The sequence below is a fragment of the Thermodesulforhabdaceae bacterium genome, assembly GCA_037482015.1.
Taxonomy (GTDB): Bacteria; Desulfobacterota; Syntrophobacteria; order Syntrophobacterales; family Thermodesulforhabdaceae; genus JAOACS01.
The window spans coordinates 115,031-139,569 of the sequence record JBBFKT010000002.1 but is presented as its reverse complement, the minus strand read 5'-3'; the positions used below and the strand labels follow the sequence as shown (position 1 = coordinate 139,569).

The window sequence follows — 24,539 nt, the reverse complement described above, 5'->3', positions numbered from 1 at the left end:
AAGAATTATTAAGTGCTTTTCACTCCAGAATGGCAACGAGCGTATAAAAGATAAATCATGCTCAATCCCGCTACTGAAGAATCAACCACTCAAGCAAAGCCATCTGGATGAACATTCTGTTTTCTGCCTGATCAAAGACGACCGATTGAGACCCTTCTATGACGTCGTCGGTGATTTCTTCTCCACGGTGAGCCGGAAGACAGTGTAACACGATAGCCTCAGGATGAGCATGGGAAAGTAGCTGGCGATTGAGCTGGTATGGAGCAAAGACTTCTCGCCTTCTGGCTTCTTCTGCTTCCTGTCCCATGCTTGTCCAAACGTCGGTATTCAAAACTTGAGCGTCTTTAACGGCTTCCACCGGATCTCGATAAAGTTCCACTCTGCCGTAACTACGATCGCTACTCTTTACCTTAGCCATAATCTCTGGATGAGGCTCAAAACCTTCAGGTGTAGCTATTCTGAGAGTTAATCCCAGGCGTAGAGACGCCTCAATCCATGAATGACAAACGTTGTTTCCATCTCCCACCCAGGCTATGGGGAAATTGAAAGATCCTTTCTTTTCCCACACCGTAAGAAGATCCCCAAGCACCTGACAGGGGTGATGTAGGTCAGTAAGACCGTTTATAACCGGGATGGAAGAATAGCGAGCAAGTTCTTCCACTTCTTCGTGAGCGTAGGTTCTAACCACAAGAGCATCAATGTATCGGGATAAAACTCTGGCTGTGTCTGAAAGAGGCTCCTTACGGGAAAGTTGAGTTTCTTTAGAAGTCATAAAAATGCAATTACCGCCAAGGTAATACATGCCTGCCTCGAAGGAAACCCTGGTTCTCGTAGATGGCTTCATAAAGAGCAGACCCAGCACTTTACCTTGAAGAGTTTTTACAAGAGTTCCCTCACGAAGAGCTTTTTTCAACACCTGAGCTCGCTCAATGACAGCCCATATCTCTTCTTCTGTAAGATCCCATATAGTCAAAAAATGCCTGGTCATACAATCTCCTTAAATATTTGATCAAGCTGATCCAACAGCCAGTCAATGTCTTCTAAGGGAATTATAAGAGGCGGGAGAAACCTTAGGACTGTGTCCTGAGTGCAGTTGATAATGGCTCCTCGCTCGAGACATTTCTCCACGACAATCTTTGCTGGTCTATCAAGCTCCATGGCGAGTATCAGTCCACGTCCTCGAATATCCTTAACTATTCCATGTTTTTTCTGAAGTTCTCTAAGTCCCTTAAGGAAATACTCTCCTTTGCGCTGAACATCTTCCAAAAACTTTGGATCAGCGATGGTTTTAACTGTTTCCAGAGCCACAGCACTTACAAGCGGTGTCCCGCCAAAGGTGCTGGCATGGCTTCCCGGATCAAATACCTCCGAAACTTTTTCAGTGGTTATCATCGCCCCAATAGGAAGACCGTTAGCAAGAGCCTTTGCAAGAGTTATTATATGAGGCGCTACTCCTTCGTGTTCGTAGGCAAAAAGTTTTCCTGTTCTTCCCATTCCCACCTGGACTTCGTCGAATATGAGAAGTAGCCCTTTTTCATCACATAAGTCTCTCAGGTTTTTAAGATAACCTGCAGGGGGAATTTTAACTCCACCTTCTCCCTGTATGGGTTCCACCATAACCGCACAGGTTTTTTCCGTGATAGCATCCCGCACAGCTTCGATCGAACCAAATTCTACATATACAAAGCCATCCACAAGAGGTTCAAAACCCTTCTGAACCTTTTCCTGACCTGTTGCTGAGAGAGTGGCGAGAGTTCTACCGTGGAAAGAATTTTTCATAGTGATAATCTGGTAACGGCCCGGGCCGTAGTGAGTAAAGCTATACTTTCTGGCAAGCTTTATAGCCGCTTCGTTAGCTTCAGCACCACTGTTACAGAAGAAGACACGATCCCCAAAGGAGCATTTTACAAGTTCGGCCGCAAGTAGTGTTTGCGGTTCTGTGTAAAAAAGGTTTGATACATGAACAAGTTTTCTTGCCTGCTCACATAAAACTTCCGTTAATCTTTCCGGACAGTGTCCTAAATTACATACAGCAATGCCTGCAAGAAAGTCCCGATATTCCTTGCCATTATTATCCCATAATCGACAACCCGAACCACGGACAAACACCACCGGCTGGCGAGCGTAAGTGCGACATATTGTTGTGTCACAAATTTCGGTAATGTTCAGTTCTCCCCTGGCTTCCATTGTTTCCTCATCCTTTTACGATTTCAGTTCCTATACCGGAATCGGTAAAGATTTCAAGTAGAACAGAGTGAGGCAGACGGCCATCAATGATATGAACTTTTTCAACGCCTGCGCTCAAGGCATCTACAGCGCATCGAAGTTTTGGTATCATGCCGCCCTTTACGGTTTCAGTTTCTATAAGCTCCAGAGCCTCGCTCATGGTAAGACTTGAGATGAGATTACCGTTTATATCCAACACACCCGGCACATCGGTCATGAGAACAAGTTTAGTGGCTTTTAGCGCTCCAGCTATGGCTCCAGCGACAAGATCGGCATTTATATTGAAGGTTTCTCCCTGAGGACCGACTCCTACGGGAGCTATCACTGGAATAATCTGGCTTTTTTCTAAAATGCGGATAATTTCTTCGTTAACTCTTTTTACCTCTCCAACAAGACCGATGTCTATAATTTCTGGCGGTTGATCATCTCCCTGATACTTATAAATGTGCATCTTCGTGGCCTCAATGAGATTGGCGTCCTTCCCGCTTAGTCCCACCGCTTTACCGCCATGGTTATTCAGCAGTTTCACAATGTCTTTATTGAGTCTTCCGGCTAGCACCATTTCGACAATGTCCATTGTTTCTTCATCAGTTACTCGCATCCCTTCCCGAAATAGGCTTTCTTTGCCGATCTTTTTTAGCATTTGACCGATCTGAGGACCTCCCCCGTGGACCACAACTGGATTTATGCCGATGTATTTGAGAAGCACGACATCCTGAGCGAAGGAATCCTTAAGATGTTCTTCGATCATGGCATGGCCACCATATTTGATCACAATAGTTTTGCCATAAAAACTCCGTATGTATGGCAGAGCTTCGCTCAGAACTTTTGCTCTTTCCGCAACTTTTTCCATCGATTCTGCCTGTCCCATCTTCAATCCCTCAAGAAAAAACCTTTGTTTCCGCCCACAATAACCATGAAACCGTCCGCCCCTGAAAACCTCCTGGAAATTCGATTACTTCCAGCCTGCTACAGGATGTATCGGCTCAGGTCTTGATCTTCCACAATGTCTTTTAGAGTATCAAGCACATACTGCCGATCTATTTGTATAGTCTGTCCCTGAAGTTCTGGCGCATGGAAAGATATATCAGACAGAAGCTTTTCAATAATGGTGTGAAGCCTTCTAGCACCTATGTTTTCTGTCCGGGTGTTTACTTCGTAAGCTATTTCGGCAATGGCTTCGATCGCTTCGGGTTCAAACACCAGTTCAACGCCCTCCGTTTGAAGAAGAGCCTTATACTGGGTCGTGAGAGCGTTTTCTGGTTCTGTCAAAATTCTCACGAAATCTTCCCTGGTAAGAGGTTTTAGTTCCACGCGTATGGGAAACCGCCCCTGAAGTTCGGGAATAAGATCAGAAGGCTTAGCTATATGAAAGGCTCCAGAAGCAATGAAAAGTATATGATCAGTTTTAACCATGCCGTATTTTGTCATAACGGTGGAACCTTCAACAATGGGGAGCAAATCTCGTTGAACACCCTCTCGAGAAACGTCAGGTCCCCCGGTTGCGTCTCTTCCCACGATCTTGTCTATTTCGTCTATAAAGATTATGCCCGACTGCTGAACTCGCTCTATAGCCGTCCGAATGACTTTATCCATGTCCACAAGCTTTTGAGCTTCCTCTTCGGTGAGAATCTCTTTCGCTTCGGGAATTTTTACCTTTCGTCGCCTGGTTCTTCTGGGCATCATGGAATTAAGCATTTCACGGATACTGTAATCGAGTTCTTCCAGGCTCACTCCAGTAAAAATTTCCATAACAGGAGCAGACCGATCTGCCACTTCAACTTCTACGTAACGCTCATCTAGTTTTCCCGTTCTAAGAAGTTCTCTAAGTTTTTCTCTTGTGGAATCGATAGTTTGGATGTTGTCCGCCATCTCTTCTGGTGAAAGATTCGTCTCCGCTTGACGAGCTGCCGCACCACGACCCCTTCTTTTGGAAGCAGGAAGAAGAATATCCAGAAGTTTTTCCTCCGCAAGCTGCGCCGCTTTTTCTCGAACCCGTTCTAATTCCTCCTGCCGGACCATGCTGACAGCAATATCGGTAAGATCTCTAATCATTGATTCGACATCCCGACCAACGTAGCCCACTTCGGTGAACTTGGTTGCTTCCACTTTAAGAAAGGGGGACTGAGCAAGTTTTGCTAATCTACGAGCGATCTCTGTTTTACCGACCCCTGTGGGTCCAATCATTATAATATTTTTTGGAGCAATCTCATCTCGCAGGTGTTCAGGCACCTGTTGTCTTCGCCATCGGTTTCTTAAAGCGATGGCGACCATTTTTTTCGCTTCCTGCTGTCCTATAACGTATTTATCGAGTTCCTTGACAATCTCTGCTGGAGTGAGCGGTTTATTCATATCTCAAGCTCCTCAATGACAAATTCGCTGTTAGTGTAGATGCATATCGAAGCCGCAATGCGCATTGCTTCTTCGACGATTTGGCGTGGAGAAAGATTCGAATGCTTAATAAGAGCTCTGGCTGCAGCAAGAGCATAAGGTGATCCTGACCCAACAGCGGCAACGCCATCATCGGGTTCAATCACGTCCCCACTACCAGTTATTATAAGACACTCGTTTTTATCTGCGGCAACGAGCATAGCTTCAAGCCGACGAAGCACCTTATCGGTGCGCCAGTCTTTAGCAAGTTCGACGGCTGCCCGCTTAAGGCTACCATTATACTGCTCAAGCTTTGCTTCAAGCCGTTCAAAGAGTGTGAAGGCGTCAGCCGTTGCTCCCGCAAAACCAGCAAGAACTTTACCGTGATGCATGCGGCGAACCTTCTTTGCACCCTGTTTAATAACCGTATCTCCCAGGGTCACCTGCCCATCTCCCGCCATAACCACTCGACCCTGATGGCGGATGGCTAGAACCGTTGTGCTCTTTATCGATCTTTCTTGCATATCAATCCCTACCGTCCTTTCTGCTTCTCAAGTGAGCTTTATCATATACACTGGTTAAATGTCCAAGATCAACGTGAGTGTAACGCTCTGTTGTAGTCAGGTGAGCATGACCAAGCATTTCCTGGATCGATCTTATGTCTGCTCCAGCGCTCAAAAGATGACTTGCAAAGCTATGGCGTAGCCCGTGAGGTCCCATAAGCTTTGATGCTCGGGCTTCCAGTAGTTCCTTTTGGAGTATGTCGTGGACAGCTCGAGTGGACAACTTTTTGCCTCGATGGTTTTTAAAAAGCACGTCAGAGACATGGCGGAGGTCAGGTTCTTGGGTGGATAGAGCTTCAAGGTAAGAGCTTATTGCGGACAGAGCCGTTTTTCCTATTGGCACAAGCCGTTCTTTTCTACCCTTCCCCACAACTCTTAAAAATCCTTGATCATGATCAACATCGGTTTCCTTGATAGATACAACCTCACTAACTCGAACACCTGTGGAATAAATAGTCTCGTATATTGCCCAATTTCGAACCTGGCGCCAATGAGAAGATGCAGAAAGAGCTTTGTCTTTCAGATGACCTAAAAAGGCGTAGATTTCATCAACATCCATGTAGGGTGGGGTCTTTAGAGGAACTCTAGGATTGTGAACTTCTTCAACGGGATTATGAGTTTCTTCAAAACGTTCTTCAAGAAAGCGATAGAAGCTCCGTAAAGCTGAAAGCTTCCTCGCTTGAGAACTTTTTTCTAGGGATAGGGAACCGAAAAACTCCAGAACGTCGTAGCGCGTTCCGTCGTGTATTGTCGGAATACGGTTTCCGTTTTTCTTTGCGAGCCAGTCAGCCCATTGATTCAAATCTGACTCGTAGGCTCTAACAGTCTCACCGCTTACTCGCCTCTCACTTTCTAAGTAAGCAAGGAATAATTTTATAGCCTTAGCTAGTTCCATTGAGATTCCATCCCTTGTGATGGGTTCAAAACTTTTTATAGAGAGTATGGGAATAAGATGATTAAGGACAATCTAAACATCTCTTTAGTTCTTTTGTCACCTGCCTGCAGCTAATTGTACGCATTTTTTGTACTCATCGCCAAACCATTCCTTTAGAAGATTAAGGCTTGGGTAGTGAGTAAGATCATAGTGGATCGGGGTAATAGCAATATACTTCTGCTGTATAGCATAAGAGTCCGTATCTTCGTCGGGATCATATTCTGCGGTCTGGCTACAGAGCCAGTAATAGACTCGATTTCTCGGATCTATCCGTCTGTCATAGGTTTCAGCGTATTTAAGATGTCCCTGTCGCACTATTTTAATGCCTCTAATTTCTTCAGCGGGACAGTGAGGAAAATTTATATTGATAGAAACACCCTTTGGAAAGATGCGATTTTCGATAATTTTAATGATCTTTGGCAAAAAAGCCATTGGCCCACTGTAATCCTTTGCTGGGTAAGCATCTATAGACACAGCTATAGAAGGAAATCCAAGCATGGCAGCCTCTGTGGCAGCAGATACAGTTCCCGAATAGATCACATTTTCACCAACATTAGCTCCATGGTTTATGCCGGAAATGACCATATCCGGCAGAGGACGCATTAGTTCTCTAATAGCAAGTTTTACACAATCTGCCGGAGTGCCGTTTACAGCATAACCGAAAAAAATCCCATTTCGTTTTACTTCTTTTACTCGGAGTGGATCCAGAAAGGTAATGGCATGTCCCACAGCACTTTGTTCTGTTTCTGGCGCTACCACATAAACATCGTGTTCCGGCGCCAGAATGTGGTAAAGAACTTCAATGCCCTTTGCGTAAATACCGTCATCGTTTGTAATTAGTATCCGCATTTAACTCCTAAAAACCTCCTCCTTGCTGATAAGATTTGGCAAGTTGCACTCCAAGTTCCATGGCTTTTCGGTTTAATTCTTCAGTCCCTCTGGGGGCTCTGTTCATAAGAGCGGCTTCCAGACTTTTGAGAGATACCGCCCCTGTTATAAAGACAAGGCTTCCCAGAGCTACCACATTTGCAACCATTTCTTTTCCGAGTTCTTTGCGAGCCATGGCTGTAAAGGGAATAGAAATGGCTTTAGTTGTGGGTAGCTGTTTCACAAAGGTTGAATCTACTATAAGGATACCGTTTGGTTTGATGTCGAAGCAGTAAAGATCACAGGAATTCTGATTCATGGCGAGCAACACGTCCGGCTTCAAAGCTTTTGGGTAATCGATCTCCTCGTCGCTTATAATTACTTCCGATTTGCTGGCTCCACCCCGTGCTTCTGGCCCATAGCTCTGGCTCTGGCAGACATATTTTCCATCATATATCCCAGCGGCTTCCGCTAAAATGATACCAGCAAGGATTAGCCCCTGACCGCCGGATCCGCTCAGGCGAATTTCGTAGCGGTAGCCCATTTTTTTGATGCCTCCTCACGAATTTTCTGATACTCCTGAGTGAAAACCGGAAGATCTCTATCTACAAGAACCCCAATCGTAATTCTTCCAGAAAGTTCCTCAGGAGTCATGTTTTTGGCTTTTTCGACAGTTACAGCCGCTTTTTTCATCCATAAAAGCATGTCAACGGCACTTCCCATATTATTTTTGCGCCCATATTGAGTATGGCAATTACTAATCACTTCAACAACGGCAAATCCCCTTTTCAGGATCGCTTTTTCTATTATGTCGTCAAGGACATTGGTGTGATAGACGGTGCCTCGAGCCACGAAGCTAGCGCCGGCTGTTACTGCAAGTTCTGAGATAGCAAAGGGATGCTCGATATGCCCAAATGGTGAAGTTGTTGTGTAAGCTCCATAGGGTGTTGTTGGAGAAAACTGTCCTCCGGTCATACCGTAAACGTTATTATTTACAATGATTGCTGTAAGATTCAGGTTTCTGCGAGCGGCGTGGATGAAGTGATTTCCGCCGATGGACATAGCATCTCCATCACCCATGATTACAATGACCTGGAGGCGAGGTTTGGCAAGTTTGATACCAGTTGCGAAAGTAAGAGCTCTCCCGTGAGTTGTATGAAGTGTGTTAAAATCCACATAAACGGGCAGGCGACTAGAACAGCCAATACCAGAGACGAGTACGACATCATCTTTTTCAAACCCGATCTTGTCGATTGCTCTAATGAGAGAACCAAGCAGAATACCGTTTCCGCATCCTGGGCACCACACGTGAGGAAATTTTTTGTCGTGGCGGAGGTATTTGTGAATAAGCTTGGTTATTTCGGCCATTGTTGCTTCTCCTTATAATTTGACAAGGCGGGAAAGAATTTCATTTGGGGTTATAAGCTGACCGTCAATGCGGTTAAGCTTTTCAACCCTTGTCCTGCCCTGGTTGATTCGCTTAACTTCTCGCGATATTTGACCGAGGTTAAGCTCCGGCACTAGAACAACTTTTACTCGCCGAAGTAACGGTTCTATCACCTGTCTGGGAAATGGCCATATTGTCACCAACTGGATAAGGCCCGCACGGACCCCTCGACTTCTTGCTTCCCGAACTGCTCTTCTAGCAGATCTTGCTACCGACCCGTAAGCAATCACAAGCACTTCTGCATCTTCTGTGAATTCTTCTTTGACCATCATAATGTCAGAGAAATTATTGTATATTTTCCGATGAATTCGAGTAAGGAAGGCTTGAATTTCGTCAGAGCGTTCAGTGGGAAAACCACGTACATCGTGTATAAGCCCAGTTACATGGTAGCGGTAGCCATCTCCAAAAGCCGCCATAGGTGGTACCCCTCGCGGAGTGTCTTCGTAGGGAATATACCACTCAGGTGGCATGCTTGGCTTTATTCTATCGAAGACCTCGATTTCTTCAGGGTGAGAAAGTTGAATCTTTTCTCGAGTATGAGCTACTACCTCATCGGAAAGAATGATGACCGGCGTGCGGTATTTTTCTGAAAGATTAAAAGCTCGGACGGTAATATCAAAACATTCCTTGGTTGTAGAAACTGCAAGGACGATTATGGGATGATCACCATGAGTTCCCCATCTAGCCTGCATTACGTCACCTTGAGCTACTCTGGTTGGTAGTCCAGTGCTGGGTCCCCCACGCATAACATTAACGATCACGCAGGGAATTTCCGCTACACAGGCAAAGCCTATGTTTTCCTGCATAAGGGAAAAACCTGGCCCGCTTGTTGCCGTCATTGCTTTGACCCCAGCGAGGGAAGCTCCGATAACCGCACCAAGACTGGCAATTTCATCTTCCATCTGTATGAAGGTTCCTCCAACGGCAGGAAGTCGGTGAGCCATCATCTCGCTGATTTCTGTTGCGGGAGTTATGGGATAGCCGGCAAAAAACCTGCACCCTGCGGCGATAGCTCCTTCTACCATCGCTTCGTTACCCTGAAGAACTAGGACTTGTCCTTGGGTAGTCTTGGAGTCGCTCACTTCGATCACCTCCAGATATTAAACAACATCTACCGGAACGGGTTTCTTGGTTCTAACACTTATAGCAAAATCCGGGCAATGAGTTTCACACCATCCGCATCCTGTGCATCTATCTTCAGCCACAATAACCGGGTTTCCGTTCTCATCCATCTCAATACACTTCCTGGGACAAAGAGCAACACAAATACCGCAGGACTTGCACCAAGCTCGAAAGATGTCAATTTCAAAACTTCTCTTTTCTTTGGTTTTACTTTCGTCAGTTGTCTTGGTTAGCACTTCGTTTTCCATGATTTCCACACCTTTTTTGTAATTTTTGCTCTAAAAAATTTTATAAAGGTGCGCTTCCATACGACTAACTTTAGGGAATGAAAGCTTTTCGTTCTCACAGTTTCCATAATTGTCAATATGATAAGGACTCCCGAATGTTCTCATTTTTTGTTGGAATGTAGCCTTAATTACGATAATATTACCTTAACTTTTGGGTGTCAGATCGCATTGGAAAGAGAGTTAAAATGAACAGGTCACGTTTTGGACAAGCCAAAATGCCAGATCCTGCTAAAGTTACCAGAATAGAAAAACTCGATATTAGCGATCCAAAACTTCTTAGAGAATTTATACCCGTTAGCATAGACAACATTTCTGTTCAGGACATACTCCCCTTTTCAGTCTATTTCCCATTTATGCAACCTAATGCCTCCGTAGAATTTATCAAAATTGCTCCATCAGGTGGTTTTTTAAACTCTCGATGGAAAACCATTTTCAGAGAAAATAATATAGAACACGCCTATGTCCATGTAAACGAGTTTGAGCTATATGCCCGTTACATCAACGAAAAACTCTCAAAAGTTCTCTCAAACCCTTACCTTTCTAAGGACAAAAAGCACAAAATACTTTATAGAACTGCCTCTTATATCATGCAAAGAATACTAAATGATCCACGATCTGGAAAGAACATTCAAATGGGGCTTGATTTTATGGAAATGTTTTCTCAATACGTTGTGAAAAGCGAGGTAACAGCTTCCATGCTGGCCAGGATTTTTTCAAAGAACTATGAGCTATTCAGCCATTCTCTTCAGGTGGCTTTACTTACCGCTGTTTTTTGTCGTTTTCTGAAAAAGGACGTTAATTTCATTCTTCTTTGCGGTTTGGGAGCTCTTTTTCACGACATCGGGAAGGTTGAAATACCCCAAGATATATTGTTAAAAAAGGCACCGCTTTCGGATGAAGAATTTGCAATCATAAAGCGTCATCCTGAACTGGGAGTGAAAGTTATGGAATCTCATGGAATCTTGGAAAAACAGTCTCTAGATGTTGTGCTTCAACATCACGAATCTGCCGATGGCAGTGGATATCCGTCGGGGCTCACCATTGACGACGTTTCCCCCATGGCTCAAATTGTACATATCATAGACTGTTACGATGCTTTAACTACAACCAGAGCTTACAAACTGGCTGTGAACCCCTTCGAAGCCCTGAAAATAATGATTGTAGAAATGAGAAATTCTTTTAACAAAAGTCTCCTGGAAAATTTTATAATCTTCCTGGGATACTAATAGAATACATCTATGTTTCAGCGCGCTTTAGTGCTTTCTGCTGGCTGGGGAACACGGCTTCGCCCCTTAACATTCTTTCGCCCAAAGGTGTTAATGCCTGTGGGTGGGAAAACTCTACTGGAACGCTGGCTTTCTCACTTAGATGGATGCGATGAAATTTTTGTAAACGCTCATGCTTTAAGTCCTTTATTGCATGAACACGTTAAAGCAATGCATTTCAATTATGGACATCTTAGAACTTTTCACGAACCGAGGATTCTTGGTTCAGGTGGATCTCTCTTCGCAATGTCAAGGGCTTTTCCTAACGAATGGATGATAGCAGTAAATGGAGATACTTTCTTCTCTCGTCCTGAGCTTAAATTTATTTTTAGCCAGATAGATTATGAAACTCCCTCGGTCTATCTTGTCCTAAGGAACGAATCTCGTTTTAACAATATCATCGTCGATGCTGAAGGATTTGTTCGCCACATACGCAAATCTTTTCTAAATGAGACTGAATTAGCCAGAGGATACCGTGTTCTTGCTTACACTGGAGTTCAAATCTTCCACACAGATCTTCTCGTTCATTATGGAGCGATGTTAGCAAAGCGTTTAGAGCCGGCGTATTCTTCGGTTCCCTTTATGGACGTCATGGAAATATACACTATGATGATTGATGACAGTGTGCCTGTTAGGTATCTTGAAATAAATGATGGATTGTGGTGTGATGTTGGCACAATAAAACGGTATATTGATCTATGTCTGGCTGTCTGCGACGGTGTTATGGCAGGAAAAGACGTTATACTTGAACCTGGGATTGAAGTAAGTTCCACTATTTTATGGGATGGGGTGCGGATCAAAAGTGGAAGTAAGCTTGACAAATGCATTGTTACCGATGGGGTTATAGTGGATGGAATGTATCAAAGAGCGATTATTACTCATTGCGGGGTCTGGAAGCTCTAAGCCATTATCAAACATTGGTTATCTACACAGCAAAGTAATTGATTTTTTAGAAAATGTTAACACTTGCTTAGATATTAAGCCCATAGCTGGAGATGGGTCAGACAGGCGTTTTTTCAGAGTCCAATGGGAAGGGCAAAGCTTTGTTGTGATGTATTCACCACCTGACACTCCCTTTCGAGCAAGGGAAAACAGAGCCTTTGACTATTTCTCAAATCACCTTGCATCTAATGGGATTCCAGTTCCAAAAGTTTACACATCTGATCAAATGAAAGGAATCTTCCTAATGGAAGATCTTGGCGATATTAGTCTTTACAATTACATCCACCACCACCCAAAAGCCCGACAATTGGTGTATAGAAAAGCCATTGCTCTTCTTGTTCATTTTCAAAAAAAAGCTACTTTTGGCATCAACCCGGATGTATGTGTTGACGGCTCCTTTTATGATCCCCCCTTTGTTTTAGAAAAAGAACTAGAATATTTCAGACGGTCTTTTTTATGTAACTTTCTAGGACTTTCTGCTTCGTGGAACAGCTTAAAAGACGATTTTTGCCGACTTGCTGATTTGGCCGGAACTAGTGATTCATCATCTTGCATACATCGTGATTTCCAAAGCAGAAACATTATGATCAAGAGAGGGAAGCTTCATGTTATTGATTATCAAGCCATGAGATATGGACCTGGTGAATACGATCTTGCCGCCCTTTTAATCGATCCATATGTTGGAATACCTTCGCACGAACGCTGGGGCCTAGCAAAGTTCTACGCTCGACTGAACAAAGATTTTTCATTCGAGCGTTATGAAGTGGTTTCCCTTTGCAGAAATCTGCAAATCCTTGCAGCCTTTGCTTTTTTGGGGAAAGAAAAAGGCAAGTCGTTTTTTCTTCGCTTTATTCCAAAAGCGCTAAAGGAGCTTTCAAGTAATCGGCACATTCTCGTTCGCTTAGGGTTCTCATCTCTTTGTAGTTGGCTTAATAAGGCTCGGGAAAAATTCTTACAATTCAACTCCTTATGCAAAAAAAACTGAAAAAAGTTCTTTTTTGTGATTAAAATAAAAAGTTCATGGACGTAATACCGAAAGTTATGTATCCTTATTTTACAAATCATCTCAGAAAGGAGGCTGTTATGACATCCAACACCACCAGAACAAAAAGGCGACGTAAGAACAAAGATCGCCCAAACAAGGAAAACCTTAAAAAGGAAACAAAACGAATTACCAAAAATCTCGAGATCCTAGAAAAGCTTATGACGTCGTAAACCACTAACACCTGGGATATTTCATCCCAGGTGTTTTTTGGAAAAACCAGGATGTGTAATAGTAGGAAAATATCCAGATGTAAATGTAAGTATCTAAGACGGGTGACAAGTCGCTGGCGTGATCTTGGGGGGGAAATTTGTAAGCTAAGGTATAAAAACAGACGTCTCATGGAGCTTTCATACATAGATCCCATGACAGGTATTCAAAATCTTCGAGCTCTTAAGGAATTTGCATCTACCCAGATAAAAGCAACCATCAGAACGGGTGTTCCAACTGCCATAATAATGATCGATCTTGATGATTTTAAAAAAGTAAATGATTCTTATGGGCATGCAGTTGGAGACATTGTTCTAAAAGAAACGGCTAAAGTTATTAAAACTCATATTCGAGCATCAGATCAGGCCTTCCGCTATGGTGGCGAGGAGTTTGTGGTTGTGTTGCCTCAAACTCAGCTAGACGAAGCTATAAAAGTAGCAGAACGGATTAGAGTAAAAGTAGAATCTAACCTTATCTGCGCTATAAACGGAGATAAGCCTATTTTTTCAATAACTGCAAGCTTGGGAATATCTATTATAACACCAGAATCCTCCTATTCCGGATTTGAAGCCGCTTTTGATAGAGCTGATAAAGCTCTTATGGAGGCTAAACTAGGCGGCAAAAACATGGTTATGTGGGAAAGTGAGGCGGCTAAAAAAGCTGAGGTGTCAGGTGATGAAAGGAAGGAGATTTTAGAGTTTTTTTCTCTTAACCATACTAACGCAAAATCAAAGAATTCTGATATCTGATGTGGCTTCATTCATACCGCAGAGCTTCAATGGGATTAAGCATGGAAGCCTTATAAGCTGGGTAAAATCCAAAGAATATCCCCACAAATCCCGAAAAGCCAAAGGCAAGCAAAATCCCAAAGGGAGAAATAACGGTAGGCCAGCCAGCCATAGTAGAAATACTTCGAGAAATAATAACGCCAAGAATAATTCCCAAAACTCCCCCTACGAGAGAAAGAATAAGAGATTCCATAAGAAATTGAAGGCGAATATCCCAGGTTTTCGCTCCAACCGCCATTCTAATACCTATCTCCTTTGTTCGCTCTGTAACGGAAACCAGCATAATATTCATGATACCAATCCCACCCACTACAAGGGATATGGAAGCAATGGTGCCGAGAAGAAGGGACATCACCCTAACCGATTCTCGAGCTGTTTCAAGAATTTTTGTGAGGTTTCTAACTGTAAAATCAGGATCCTGTTTTGGTCCTATTCGGTGTCGTTGCTTTAGAAGTTCATTTACCTGTTGTTCAGCCACAGGGAGATCCTCGGCACTTTTAGCCTTTATCATTATCATTTTAACTGATCCAGGAATGCTTGTTCCAAAAAGCATCCTCTGAGCCACCGTAACCGGAACAAACACCGTATCATCCTGATCCTGACCAGTGGGTGTTTGGCCTTTTTTTTCAAGAACTCCTACAACCGTGAATGGAACATTTCTTATTCTGATTATCTTGCCAACAGGATCGGCTTCTCCAAAGAGATTTTCCACAACCGTCTGTCCCAGGATACAAACTTTAGCCATATTCTTTACATCCTGTTCGGTAAAAGATCTGCCAGAAGTAAAATTCCAGTCGCGAATAAAAAACATTGAAGGAGTCGTCCCCACTACCGCTGTTGACCAATTCTGGTTTCCGTAAACAACTTGAGCACTACCGGTAAGGAAAGGAGCTACGTCCATAACAGCAGAACATTCTTTTTTAATGGCTTCCGCATCGTCAACAGTAAGAGATGATTGAGACCCTGTTCCGGCGCGAATTCCGCCAACGGTTGTTGCGCCGGGAAGGACAATCAGAATGTTGCTTCCCATTGTAGCGATCTGATTTGAAAGCTGAAGACTCGCTCCGCTTCCTACTGCAAGCATTGCGATCACTGCAGCAACGCCAATTATTATGCCGAGAGTTGTCAAGGCAGATCGAACTTTATTTGCTTTAAGAGATCTCACAGCGATCTTTATTGTTGATCCCAAATTTACCATCGTTTTCTACTTTGTCCTCCGCTCGTCCGCTACTATCCGACCATCCCTGAATCGTATTATCCTCTGGCCGTAAAGGGCTATATCCGGTTCGTGAGTAACCAAAACTATTGTAATGCCCTTCCTGGCATTAAGCTCGGTAAAAAAGGACATTATTTCCTCGCTGGCGGCTGTATCAAGATTTCCTGTTGGCTCATCAGCAAGGATAATGGATGGATTGTTAACCAACGCCCTAGCTATGGCTACTCTCTGTTGCTGTCCACCCGAAAGCTGATTTGGATGGTGACGTTCCCAGTTCTGAAGCCCTACAAGTCTGAGAGCTTCCCTGGCTCTTTCAAGCCGTTCCCTTTTGGACAAACCATTATATAAAAGCGGTAGTTCGACGTTTTCCAAAGCCGTCATACGCGGAAGAAGGTTAAAATTTTGAAACACGAAGCCAATTTTTTTGTTCCTTATTTCCGCAAGAGCATCCCTGTTCAGTCCGGCTACATCCTTCCCGTCAAGTTTGTAAGTGCCGGAGGTAGGAACATCAAGGCAGCCAAGAATATTCATGAAAGTGGACTTCCCCGAACCAGAAGGACCCATTATTACAACAAACTCTCCCCGATCAATAGAAAGCGTAATCTCCTTGAGCACTTGCTGGTCTATGTCCCCTACTCTATAGATCTTTGTGATGTTGTAAACTTCAATAAGAGCCATTAGCGGAAAAACCTCAATAAAGCACTGGAAGATTTTTGTGGTTTACCTTTCGCCTCAACAATAACATCCTGTCCTTCTTCGAGACCAGAAACAACCTCAGTATAGCTTCCATCGCTTATACCGAGAGTAACCTTAACGAATTTTGGTTTTCCCTTGTCCAACACCCAGACCCCAGGTTCTCCTGGTTTTTCTCCGTTCTTTACTAACCGTTCCAGAGTAATCCTCAAGGCGGCATTTGGAATTCTTAACACTCCTTTCTTTTCGGCGGTCACGATAGACACATTAGCCGTCATACCAGGTTTTAGTTTTAATTCTGGGTTGTCAACGAGTATCACCACATCGTAAGTCACAACATTTTGAATATTTGTAGGAGCAAGGCGAATCTGCGATACCGTTCCGTGAAATATCTGGTCCGGATAAGCATCAACGGTAAAATTAACGGGTTGACCTACAGTAACCTTGCCAATATCGGCTTCGGCAACATTGGTGTTTATTTGCATTTTCGTAAGGTCTCTTGCAATAGTGAAGAGAGTTGGAGTCTGAAAACTTGCTGCTACCGTCTGACCTACATCAACATTTCTTGAAATTACCACGCCATCCACAGGAGAAATAATCTTGGTGTAGTGAAGATTTGTCTCAGCACTTTTCAATGCGGCTTCAGCCTGAATAAGTTGAGCCTTAGCGGCTCCTACCTGAGCCACTGCAGTCTGGTAATTTGTTTCTGCAGCATCCAGTTCGCTTTTTGCTATCAGATCCTTTGCAAAAAGTGCTTTGTTTCTTTCAAGAGTTCTTGCCGCATCAGCAAGAGTTGCTTCCGCTTTTTTCAAGTTCGCTCTAGCTACAAGGACGTTCGCTTTTGCCTGCTCCACCTGAGCTTCCAAAATTGACGGGTCTATTTCGGCAATAACCTGCCCTTTCTTCACCGGCGAATTAAAGTCAACGTAAATGTTTTTGATCGTGCCGGAAACCTGAGTGCCCACAAGAACCATAGCCACAGGATTTATTGTGCCCGTGGCGGAAACTATTTGCACAATGTCGCCCTTCGTCACTTTCGCTGTTGAAAATCCTTCTTCGACTTTTTTGTCTCCAATGTCGCTAAGGAACACACTGATGAGAACAACCAGAATCACCCATCCGACGATGATTAAAACTCTTTTTGGTGTCATTCAAACATCTCCGTTTTAATGACATTTTAGGACAAAAACCGTTTACTTACCTACCCCCATAGCCTTTAGAAGACTAGCTTCAGCGATTTTATAGTCGTAAAGCGCCTGGATATATTCAACCTGAGAACGAGCGTAAGCTACAAGAGCATCTGTCATTTCAATTGAGCTACCTGTTCCAACTCCGTAGCGGCCTCTTGCCAATTCGAGATTTTCTTGAGCCTGTTTTGCCGCCAGTTCGGCTGCATTAATTCTTTCCTGAGCTTCCACCATGTTAAGATAGGCTTCCTTAACTTCAAGGTAGATTTTTTGCTTCAGAGATTCTTCATTGGCTTTCAACATTCCCAGGTTTGCTTTGGCTTCCTGAACCTTGTATGTAGTTGAAAAGCCACTGAAAATAGGCACATTAAAGCTTAGTCCCACATCCCAATCATCTCCGGAAAAATTGCCATTTCTCGGGATGCTGTAAGTAATTTTGGTAGCGAGATTAGGATAAAAATCCTTCTTTGCCAAATCGACCGATCTCGTAGCAGATCCTATTTTAGCTTGAATACTCTTTAAATCTGCTCGCTCCTTATATGCCCTTTCTAAGGCTTCTTCAAATGTTATTGACAATCTATCCATTGTCAGGCTGTCTTCAATATCATACTCGGGAGCTCTTGGAAGCCCCATAGCATTATCAAGAGTGGCTTTAGCAATCTTTACGGCATTTTCGGCCTTTATGAGGTTAAGGCGAGCATTGGTAAGGTCAACTTCCGCCTTGGTTACATCTATTTTTGGCTTGACTCCCACTTCGTAAAGCCCTTTTGCCTGATTGAGATGAAGTTGATACTGTTTGACGATTTCCGCTGCTACATTGCAGTTCTTCTTTGCTCGCAAAAGAGAGTAGTAAGCCTGCTTTACGGTAAACACAACCTGCACCGTCGTATTTTCGGAATCGAAAAGAGAGGACTGGGTGGATTTTCTCTGGACATCAACCTGAGCCGATGTTTTACCAAAATCAAAGAGGTTTTGCTTAAGGGTTGTCTGACCGATGTAATCGTTAAATGATTTACCCGTTACATCAGGAGTAGACATCGATTTGGTATTACTGTAGCCAGTTGTAGCGGTTATTTGGGGATAATAGCCCGATTTGGCCTGACCAACTTTACTTTCAGCCGCCTGAACGCTATAACGGCTTGCCCAAATATCAGGATGTTGCCTTAAACTAATATCAATGCACCGCTGAAGATTCAAAACTTCGCCCGGCTTGATCTCCACCACTGCATCTTCTGCAAAGGCGGAAAAGTTTACCAACGCAAGGCTAAAACCAATCCACCAAAGCATTCGTAAGATCGTCATGATTTATGCCTTTCCTTAGTTTATATTTCCACGACTCTAATTAGATTAGTTGTTCCCATCTGACCAATAGGTATGCCTGCTGTGACCACAATTCTGTCTCCGGGTCTAGCAAGTTTATGTTCAACCACCCAGCGACGCGCTTCTTGAAACATCTCGTCAGTGTTGGTGAAGTGTTTGGTAAGAGCCGGGATTACTCCCCAGGATAAGCTTAGCTGGCGGAAGGTGCTTTCTCGGTGAGTGACTGCTATAACTGGCATTGAAGGACGGAATCGAGCCACTAAACGGGCTGTTTTCCCTGAAGCTGTAGAAGCCACAATAGCCGAAGCACCCAATTCTTCGGCAATTTCCCAGGCAGATCGGCTGATGGCGTTTTCTACAGAATGCTCAACCGATTCCACTAAAGAATTTTGCAGGAAGTCCTCCAGCACACTTTCGGTGGATCGAGCCACCTTATCAAGCACTCTTACTGCCTCTACCGGGTATCGTCCTATTGCTGTTTCCTCGGAAAGCATTACGGCATCCGCTCCGTCAATAATTGCATTTGCCACATCCGAAGTTTCCGCTCTAGTCGGTTGAGGGTTGTTAACCATGGAAAGAAGCATCTGAGTAGCTGTAATAACGGGCTTGGCTCTCCGTCTTGCCTCGCGGATAATACGCTTCTGAATAATAGGAACATCTTCCAATTTCATTTCTACTCCAAGATCACCTCTAGCAACCATCACTGCATCTACTACGTTTAGAATAGCATCAAGTCTTTCCACAGCCTGAGGTTTTTCAATTTTACCGATCACCATGGGAGGATCAGGCACATTTTTAATCATTTCCCGAAGAAGTTTTACATCATCCTCGTGCCGTATAAAAGATAAAGCCACAAAGTCCACGCCCAGAGAAAGTCCAAATTCCAGATCCTCTTGATCTTTTTCGGTAAAAGCGGGGATTCTGAGGGCACTCGAAGGCAGATTCACTCCTTTGTGAGATCTCACTACCCCGCCAACCACAACTCTAGCCAGAACAGCATCCTCGAGAATTTTTTCAACCACAAGTTCCATTGTGCCATCAACAAGTAAAATTCGATCTCCTTCTCTCACGTCATCTAAAAGATATGGATAGTTAATTGGAATAACATTCGAACCAGGCTTTTCTTTTTGGGATGGAACCAGATAAACCTTCGAGCCTGTTGTAAGTTCCATCTGATCTTCTGGTAGTTGTCCAAGGCGGATCTTAGGTCCTCCGAGGTCCTGAAGAATACCCAGGCAGATGTTTTCACTACTGGAGAGAGTTCTTATGTGATTCACTCTAGCAGCATGCTCAGATCTGGTTCCGTGAGAAAAGTTTAACCTAAACACATCGACACCTGCTTTTGCTAGCTGTCTTATCATTTCCAGCGATTCCGAAGCAGGCCCAACGGTGGCTATAATTTTCGTTTTTCTCTGTCTTTCACTCATTGGCTCGGTTCTTCATTTTATATTTGTCATCACAACAAAAGGCCTTATTTTACTTTAATTACCACTCTGTGCAGGCAAGAACTTGGAAGAAATGGATTTTATATTCCGGTCGGAATAATAAAGATTCGGAATCATTGCCAGTAGCACGTCACGTTTATTATCTTCGGGATGGTCCAGCACATATTGATAAAGCATTTGGAGGATCTTGCCTATCTGAGGACCCGGACCGATGTTAAGAACGGACATTATATCGTTACCATTTACAGCGATAGATTTAACTGAACGAGGGTATCCTGAAGATTGAATGCGACTAATCCGATCTCGCAAAAGATCAATTTCTCCCGTGTCAGCGGGATCAACACCGTGAGCCAGACGATCGGCTCGAAGAAGATCCAAAAAATCATCCATAAGATCGTTGCCTATTCGATTTATAAGTCGCCTTACTGCACCATCGGACCACTCGTTGATATTGTGAACCATGTGGTTTTTAACAAGAGTTACGACATCTTCAATGAGTGTATGGCTTGTTTTCCAACGGTTGAGAATCTCTCTTGTCATTTCTGCACTCAAAGTTTCATGCCCAAAAAAACGAAATCTGCCTTTAATTTTCTTCCTTACTCTAGGTTTTGCAATGTCGTGAAATAATGCAGCGAGACGCACTCTCAGTCTAGGTGGCGTGTGAGCCACTGCTTCAACGGTATGACGGTAAATGTGGAAAAGATGAAATCCATTTTGTTTTTTCATCCATCCTTCAAGGATTTCAGGGAAAAAGTTTTTGAAAGCACCGGTTTTTCTAAGAATCTCAAACCCATCTCGCACATGAGTCCCAACGATAAGCTTAAAGAATTCATCCCTTATGCGTTCTATTGCCACATCTTTAAGCAGTGGGGAAGTTTCTTTCATGGCATTATAGGTCTTCCTTTCTATGGTAAAGCCGTATTCTGCCAGAAACCGAGCAGCACGGAGCACTCGCAAAGGATCTTCTCTAAAACGAGCTTCCGGATTTACCACTCCTCTTATAATGTGCCGCTTAAGGTCTTTAATCCCGCCGAAGATATCGATAAGTTCCTCTCCCTCAAATGGCATAGCTACAGTGTTTATTGTAAAGTCGCGCCTAGCGAGATCAGCTTCTAAGGTTCCGGCGGGGGTTGTTTTACCAATACAGGCAACTTCCACTGGCATACCACTTAGCACAACGACGATAACGCCAAAACGAGCACCTACGGCCACTGTTCGATATGGCGAAGAAAGAAGGACATCATCGGGTGCGTCCGTAATAATATCCCAATCTTTTGGAGGAAGACCTAAAAGAAAATCTCTTATGGCTCCTCCCACAATCCAAGCTGAAAAACCACTTTTTTTAAGCCATTCAAGGAAGTTACGAAGTTCAGGAGGAAAAGGTAGATTTAACCTTTCTGGAAAGAGCTTTTCCATAATGAGACCACCTTCCAACGCAATTTATTAGTCTGCTTCGATAAGACTTTCGCGAAGAAGTTCCAAATCGTCTATCTCTTCTTCGAGATAAGCTTTGAGTTTCTGTTTAAGACGGTTTTCTATCTGCCTTACTCGTTCTCGGCTGATTCCAAACTGATCTCCTATCTCCTGGAGAGTCAGAGGTTCGTCGGCAATAAGCCTTGTATCGAATATAACAGCTTCTTTACCTTTAAGATGCTTTCTAAAGTTCATAAGCTTTTCATGTAGTATTGCCCTTGCTTCATTATCAGCAATTTGATCGTCGGCCAGAGGAGCACTGTCGGCGAGAAAAGCGATATGAGTATCTTCGGAACCTAATGAAAGGGGACTGTCCAGTGATACCTCGGAACCACTAAGCCTCTGGTCCATCTCTATGACTTCTGACTCTTTAACATGAAGCTTCTGGCTTAAAAGAGCCGGTGTTGCATCAATCCCCTGACGTTCAAGACGCTCCTTTTCTTTCCTCAGGTTAAAAAAGAGCTTCCTTTGAGCCTGAGTAGTGCCAATTTTTACCAAGTTCCAGTTGTCCATGATGAACTTAATGATATAAGCCTTGATCCAGAATGAGGCGTAGTAAGAAAATTTGTATCCTCTATAAGGGTCAAATTTCTTTACTGCTTGCATCAACCCTACGTTACCTTCCTGAATGAGATCAAGAAGGTTTCTCATCCAGTATTTTTGAAACTCCATAGCTATTTTCACGACCAGGCGAAGGTTAGATGTAACAAGCTTATATGCTGCCTGAATATCACCTTTTTCGTGGTATCTCTTAGCAAGTTCTATTTCCTCTTCTCGAGTCAGCAAAGGATATTTTTTAATCTCCTGTAGATAGAGATAAAGCGGATCGAGAGCGGTCTTCTCATCCACGACGATTTCTGGAAGAGCGGGGACAATTTCTTCTTCCTGAATTGGCAGAAGCTCCATTGTTTCCTCATCAGGCAACTCTGCAGGAAAATCAGGGGAAAAATCCTGTTCCAGATCATCTTTAAATTCAGGCACAGCATCCTCTTTTTTCGCCTGCCGCTCTTTTCTAAGCTTCATGTAATCTCCCCCTCTCCTTTTTATGTGGCTTTCCCTTCACTCCATCAGATCCTGTTGCGCTCCCATTTAAAAGCGCATCTGGTGGACGATGGATCACCTTTTTAGAACTTTTAGATACCACAAAAGCTATGCCATAGCAAACAAAGACGAGAGTGTGTTCTAAAAATATAGTTATTTCGATGGTGGCAAGATATTGGGGGGTCGCCGTCCCCGGCGACCGATGCATTGCAAATTTTACGGTTCCCTGTGACCATTAGTAATATGAAGGATGGTTGCCGAGATGAACAAAAAACAAAAAGAATTGGCAGGAACCATTGAGATAGGGGCGGTCAGTTTGACCGATCCATTCCCACACTACCCGGCATGCGGGTCCCCACCGGGCGGTTCGAGAAGCGTAGGGGCGACCTCTTATGGTTGCCTCTGCAGGCAGATACTACGGCCTCTGCTGATTTCTCGCTCCGGTTCATCACCGTCACCCTTTCACAGGCGTAAAGTAGGGGCGAAAAATTTTTCGCCCCTACTGCACAACCGCCGAATTTACACCATTTCGCCTTGATCACGAGAGCTTCGCGGCCTCTAGACCACTTGCCCTGCTCCGCAGCGACTTCTATTCTGTGGTTGAAGAGCCGGATCTGGGGATTAAAGATTTTTAAAATCTATCCCTTGATAACTCCAACGGGACGCAACCGGGCCACCTTAAGACTAAGCCCTGCATTATGGACAACTTCCACTACTCTGCTAACATCTTTATAAGCTTCTGGCATTTCTTCTTTAATAGTCGCCTTACTTGCTCCACGGACATATATACCGCGCTCAGCCAATTCTTGTGGAATTGATCGTCCCTGGGACACCTTCATGGCCTGATGCCGGCTCAATAGTCGCCCTGCCCCATGGCAGGTGCTACCAAAGGTTTCTTCCATCGCTTTCTCTGTGCCCACCAGAACGTAGCTGTAGCGTCCCATGTCACCGGGTATCAAAACCGGTTGACCTACAGATCGATACACAGCTGGGACTTCCTTTCTCCCTGGGCCAAAGGATCGAGTTGCCCCTTTGCGATGGACGCAAACTTCCATTTCCTTACCCCCTACAACATGTCGTTCTATTTTTGCGATATTGTGAGCAATATCGTAAAGAAGCGAAAGTCCCAGGCGCTCTGCCGGCATTTTGAAAAACTGTTCAAAAGTTTCCGCAACCCAGTGAGAAATCATCTGACGGTTGGCAAAGGCAAAATTGGCTGCAGCGCCCATAGCACCTAGATAAGCCTTACCCTCTGGTGAACGTATAGGAGCACAACAAAGCTGGCGATCCGGGAGGTCAATGCCGTATTTTGCTACACTCTTCAAAAGTATGGCGATAAAATCATCGCAAACCTGGTGTCCTAAACCCCTTGAGCCGGTATGGACAAAAACGGTAAGCTGGTCTGGGAACAGCCCAAAAACTTCAGCCACTTTTTTATCGTAAATTTCTTCAACAAAACCGAGTTCGATGAAATGATTTCCAGAACCAAGAGTTCCAAGCTGGGATTTGCCTCGTTCTAGAGCCTTTGATGATACTTCAGACGGGTCAGCCCAGGGTATGCACCCATTTTCTTCTATACGTTCCAGATCGCTTTCTTTGCCAAATCCTTTACGAACCGCCCATTTGGCTCCTTCCGCCAGCACTGATCGGAGTTCAGACTGGGACAATGAAAAATCTTTCCGGGAAGAACCAACTCCTGAAGGAATATTTTCAAACAGCTCATCAACTAGACTCTTAACTTTATCATCCGAAAGATCCTTTTTAGTGAGATGGGTGGTCATGAGTCTTACGCCGCAATTAATGTCGTAACCCACACCACCAGGGGAAACGATTCCTTCGTTTAGATCGAAAGCAGCCACGCCACCTATAGGAAATCCGTATCCCTGGTGGATGTCCGGCATAGCCATTGAGTAACCGACGATACCCGGAAGAGTAGCTACATTTGCTACCTGCTGAGCGCTCTGATCCTGGATAATGAGATCTAGCATATCTTCACGGGCGTAAATCAGTCCATCGGTTCTCATCTTGCCTTCTTTTGGAATCTTCCATCTCCATTGATCTATAGCGACACATTTTATTTTCCCCATAATAAACCTCCTGT

The 24,539-nt window shown here is 44.0% G+C and carries 24 protein-coding genes; 5 read left to right on the top strand and 19 right to left on the bottom strand.

Features of this window, described 5'->3' with window-relative positions; all coding sequences use genetic code 11:
- Positions 1-70 precede the first annotated feature (70 nt).
- From argF to WHS38_04905, 11 genes are all read right to left on the bottom strand, one after another.
- Positions 71-988, bottom strand: a complete 918-nt coding sequence (gene argF, locus WHS38_04955; GenBank protein ID MEJ5300320.1) for an ornithine carbamoyltransferase — start codon at positions 986-988, stop codon at positions 71-73.
- Positions 985-2,187, bottom strand: a complete 1,203-nt coding sequence (locus WHS38_04950) for an aspartate aminotransferase family protein (GenBank protein MEJ5300319.1) — start codon at positions 2,185-2,187, stop codon at positions 985-987. Before WHS38_04950 ends, argF begins: the two co-directional genes overlap by 4 nt.
- Positions 2,188-2,194: 7 nt before the next feature.
- A complete protein-coding gene (argB, locus tag WHS38_04945) occupies positions 2,195-3,097 on the bottom strand; it encodes an acetylglutamate kinase (GenBank protein MEJ5300318.1) in 903 nt (300 codons plus the stop codon).
- A gap of 98 nt (positions 3,098-3,195) precedes the next feature.
- Positions 3,196-4,578: an ATP-dependent protease ATPase subunit HslU gene (gene hslU, locus WHS38_04940; GenBank protein ID MEJ5300317.1), complete on the bottom strand. Its 1,383-nt coding sequence runs from the start codon at positions 4,576-4,578 to the stop codon at positions 3,196-3,198.
- Positions 4,575-5,120 carry an ATP-dependent protease subunit HslV gene (gene hslV, locus WHS38_04935; GenBank protein ID MEJ5300316.1) on the bottom strand — a complete coding sequence of 182 codons (546 nt, stop codon included), beginning with the start codon at positions 5,118-5,120 and terminating at the stop codon, positions 4,575-4,577. Before hslV ends, hslU begins: the two co-directional genes overlap by 4 nt.
- Position 5,121: 1 nt before the next feature.
- Positions 5,122-6,054, bottom strand: coding sequence for a tyrosine-type recombinase/integrase (locus tag WHS38_04930; protein ID MEJ5300315.1), 933 nt, complete (start codon positions 6,052-6,054; stop codon positions 5,122-5,124).
- Between the two features lie 96 nt (positions 6,055-6,150).
- Complete coding sequence (gene surE / locus WHS38_04925) at positions 6,151-6,942, bottom strand: 5'/3'-nucleotidase SurE (GenBank protein ID MEJ5300314.1); 792 nt, start codon at positions 6,940-6,942, stop codon at positions 6,151-6,153.
- Positions 6,943-6,949: 7 nt separating this feature from the next.
- Positions 6,950-7,504 (bottom strand): 2-oxoacid:acceptor oxidoreductase family protein, encoded by a 555-nt coding sequence (locus WHS38_04920; GenBank protein ID MEJ5300313.1) that lies wholly within the window; start codon positions 7,502-7,504, stop codon positions 6,950-6,952.
- A complete protein-coding gene (locus tag WHS38_04915) occupies positions 7,477-8,328 on the bottom strand; it encodes a 2-oxoacid:ferredoxin oxidoreductase subunit beta (protein ID MEJ5300312.1) in 852 nt (283 codons plus the stop codon). The genes WHS38_04920 and WHS38_04915 overlap by 28 nt, the downstream gene beginning before the upstream one ends.
- A gap of 12 nt (positions 8,329-8,340) precedes the next feature.
- Positions 8,341-9,489, bottom strand: a complete 1,149-nt coding sequence (locus WHS38_04910) for a 2-oxoacid:acceptor oxidoreductase subunit alpha (protein MEJ5300311.1) — start codon at positions 9,487-9,489, stop codon at positions 8,341-8,343.
- A gap of 18 nt (positions 9,490-9,507) precedes the next feature.
- A complete protein-coding gene (locus tag WHS38_04905) occupies positions 9,508-9,777 on the bottom strand; it encodes a 4Fe-4S binding protein (protein MEJ5300310.1) in 270 nt (89 codons plus the stop codon).
- Between the two features lie 224 nt (positions 9,778-10,001).
- Here WHS38_04905 and WHS38_04900 point away from each other — a divergent pair, with 224 nt between their 5' ends.
- The 5 genes from WHS38_04900 (at position 10,002) to WHS38_04880 (ending at position 14,024) form a co-directional block, all read left to right on the top strand.
- The gene (locus WHS38_04900) at positions 10,002-11,042 is read left to right on the top strand and encodes an HD domain-containing phosphohydrolase (GenBank protein ID MEJ5300309.1); all 1,041 of its coding nucleotides are present in this window, start codon (positions 10,002-10,004) and stop codon (positions 11,040-11,042) included.
- 12 nt (positions 11,043-11,054) lie between these two features.
- A complete protein-coding gene (locus tag WHS38_04895) occupies positions 11,055-11,984 on the top strand; it encodes a sugar phosphate nucleotidyltransferase (GenBank protein ID MEJ5300308.1) in 930 nt (309 codons plus the stop codon).
- The gene (locus tag WHS38_04890) at positions 11,932-13,008 is read left to right on the top strand and encodes a phosphotransferase (protein MEJ5300307.1); all 1,077 of its coding nucleotides are present in this window, start codon (positions 11,932-11,934) and stop codon (positions 13,006-13,008) included. Before WHS38_04895 ends, WHS38_04890 begins: the two co-directional genes overlap by 53 nt.
- Before the next feature lie 98 nt (positions 13,009-13,106).
- On the top strand, positions 13,107-13,238 hold the full coding sequence (locus WHS38_04885) for a hypothetical protein (protein MEJ5300306.1): 132 nt from the start codon (positions 13,107-13,109) through the stop codon (positions 13,236-13,238).
- A gap of 168 nt (positions 13,239-13,406) precedes the next feature.
- Positions 13,407-14,024, top strand: a complete 618-nt coding sequence (locus WHS38_04880) for a GGDEF domain-containing protein (protein ID MEJ5300305.1) — start codon at positions 13,407-13,409, stop codon at positions 14,022-14,024.
- 7 nt (positions 14,025-14,031) lie between these two features.
- On the opposite strand, the gene WHS38_04875 is transcribed toward WHS38_04880, so the two are convergent.
- The 8 genes from WHS38_04875 to WHS38_04840 all read right to left on the bottom strand — a co-directional run bounded on the left by WHS38_04875 (position 14,032) and on the right by WHS38_04840 (position 24,525).
- On the bottom strand, positions 14,032-15,261 hold the full coding sequence (locus WHS38_04875) for an ABC transporter permease (protein ID MEJ5300304.1): 1,230 nt from the start codon (positions 15,259-15,261) through the stop codon (positions 14,032-14,034).
- 6 nt (positions 15,262-15,267) lie between these two features.
- Complete coding sequence (locus WHS38_04870; protein ID MEJ5300303.1) at positions 15,268-15,957, bottom strand: ABC transporter ATP-binding protein; 690 nt, start codon at positions 15,955-15,957, stop codon at positions 15,268-15,270.
- Positions 15,957-17,123, bottom strand: a complete 1,167-nt coding sequence (locus tag WHS38_04865; protein MEJ5300302.1) for an efflux RND transporter periplasmic adaptor subunit — start codon at positions 17,121-17,123, stop codon at positions 15,957-15,959. The genes WHS38_04870 and WHS38_04865 overlap by 1 nt, the downstream gene beginning before the upstream one ends.
- Before the next feature lie 42 nt (positions 17,124-17,165).
- Positions 17,166-18,461, bottom strand: coding sequence for a TolC family protein (locus tag WHS38_04860; protein ID MEJ5300301.1), 1,296 nt, complete (start codon positions 18,459-18,461; stop codon positions 17,166-17,168).
- A gap of 20 nt (positions 18,462-18,481) precedes the next feature.
- On the bottom strand, positions 18,482-19,906 hold the full coding sequence (pyk, locus tag WHS38_04855) for a pyruvate kinase (protein ID MEJ5300300.1): 1,425 nt from the start codon (positions 19,904-19,906) through the stop codon (positions 18,482-18,484).
- Between the two features lie 54 nt (positions 19,907-19,960).
- Positions 19,961-21,340, bottom strand: a complete 1,380-nt coding sequence (locus tag WHS38_04850; protein ID MEJ5300299.1) for a CCA tRNA nucleotidyltransferase — start codon at positions 21,338-21,340, stop codon at positions 19,961-19,963.
- A gap of 27 nt (positions 21,341-21,367) precedes the next feature.
- Positions 21,368-22,420: an RNA polymerase factor sigma-32 gene (locus WHS38_04845; protein ID MEJ5300298.1), complete on the bottom strand. Its 1,053-nt coding sequence runs from the start codon at positions 22,418-22,420 to the stop codon at positions 21,368-21,370.
- Positions 22,421-23,076: 656 nt separating this feature from the next.
- Positions 23,077-24,525, bottom strand: coding sequence for an RtcB family protein (locus WHS38_04840; GenBank protein MEJ5300297.1), 1,449 nt, complete (start codon positions 24,523-24,525; stop codon positions 23,077-23,079).
- Positions 24,526-24,539 lie beyond the last annotated feature (14 nt).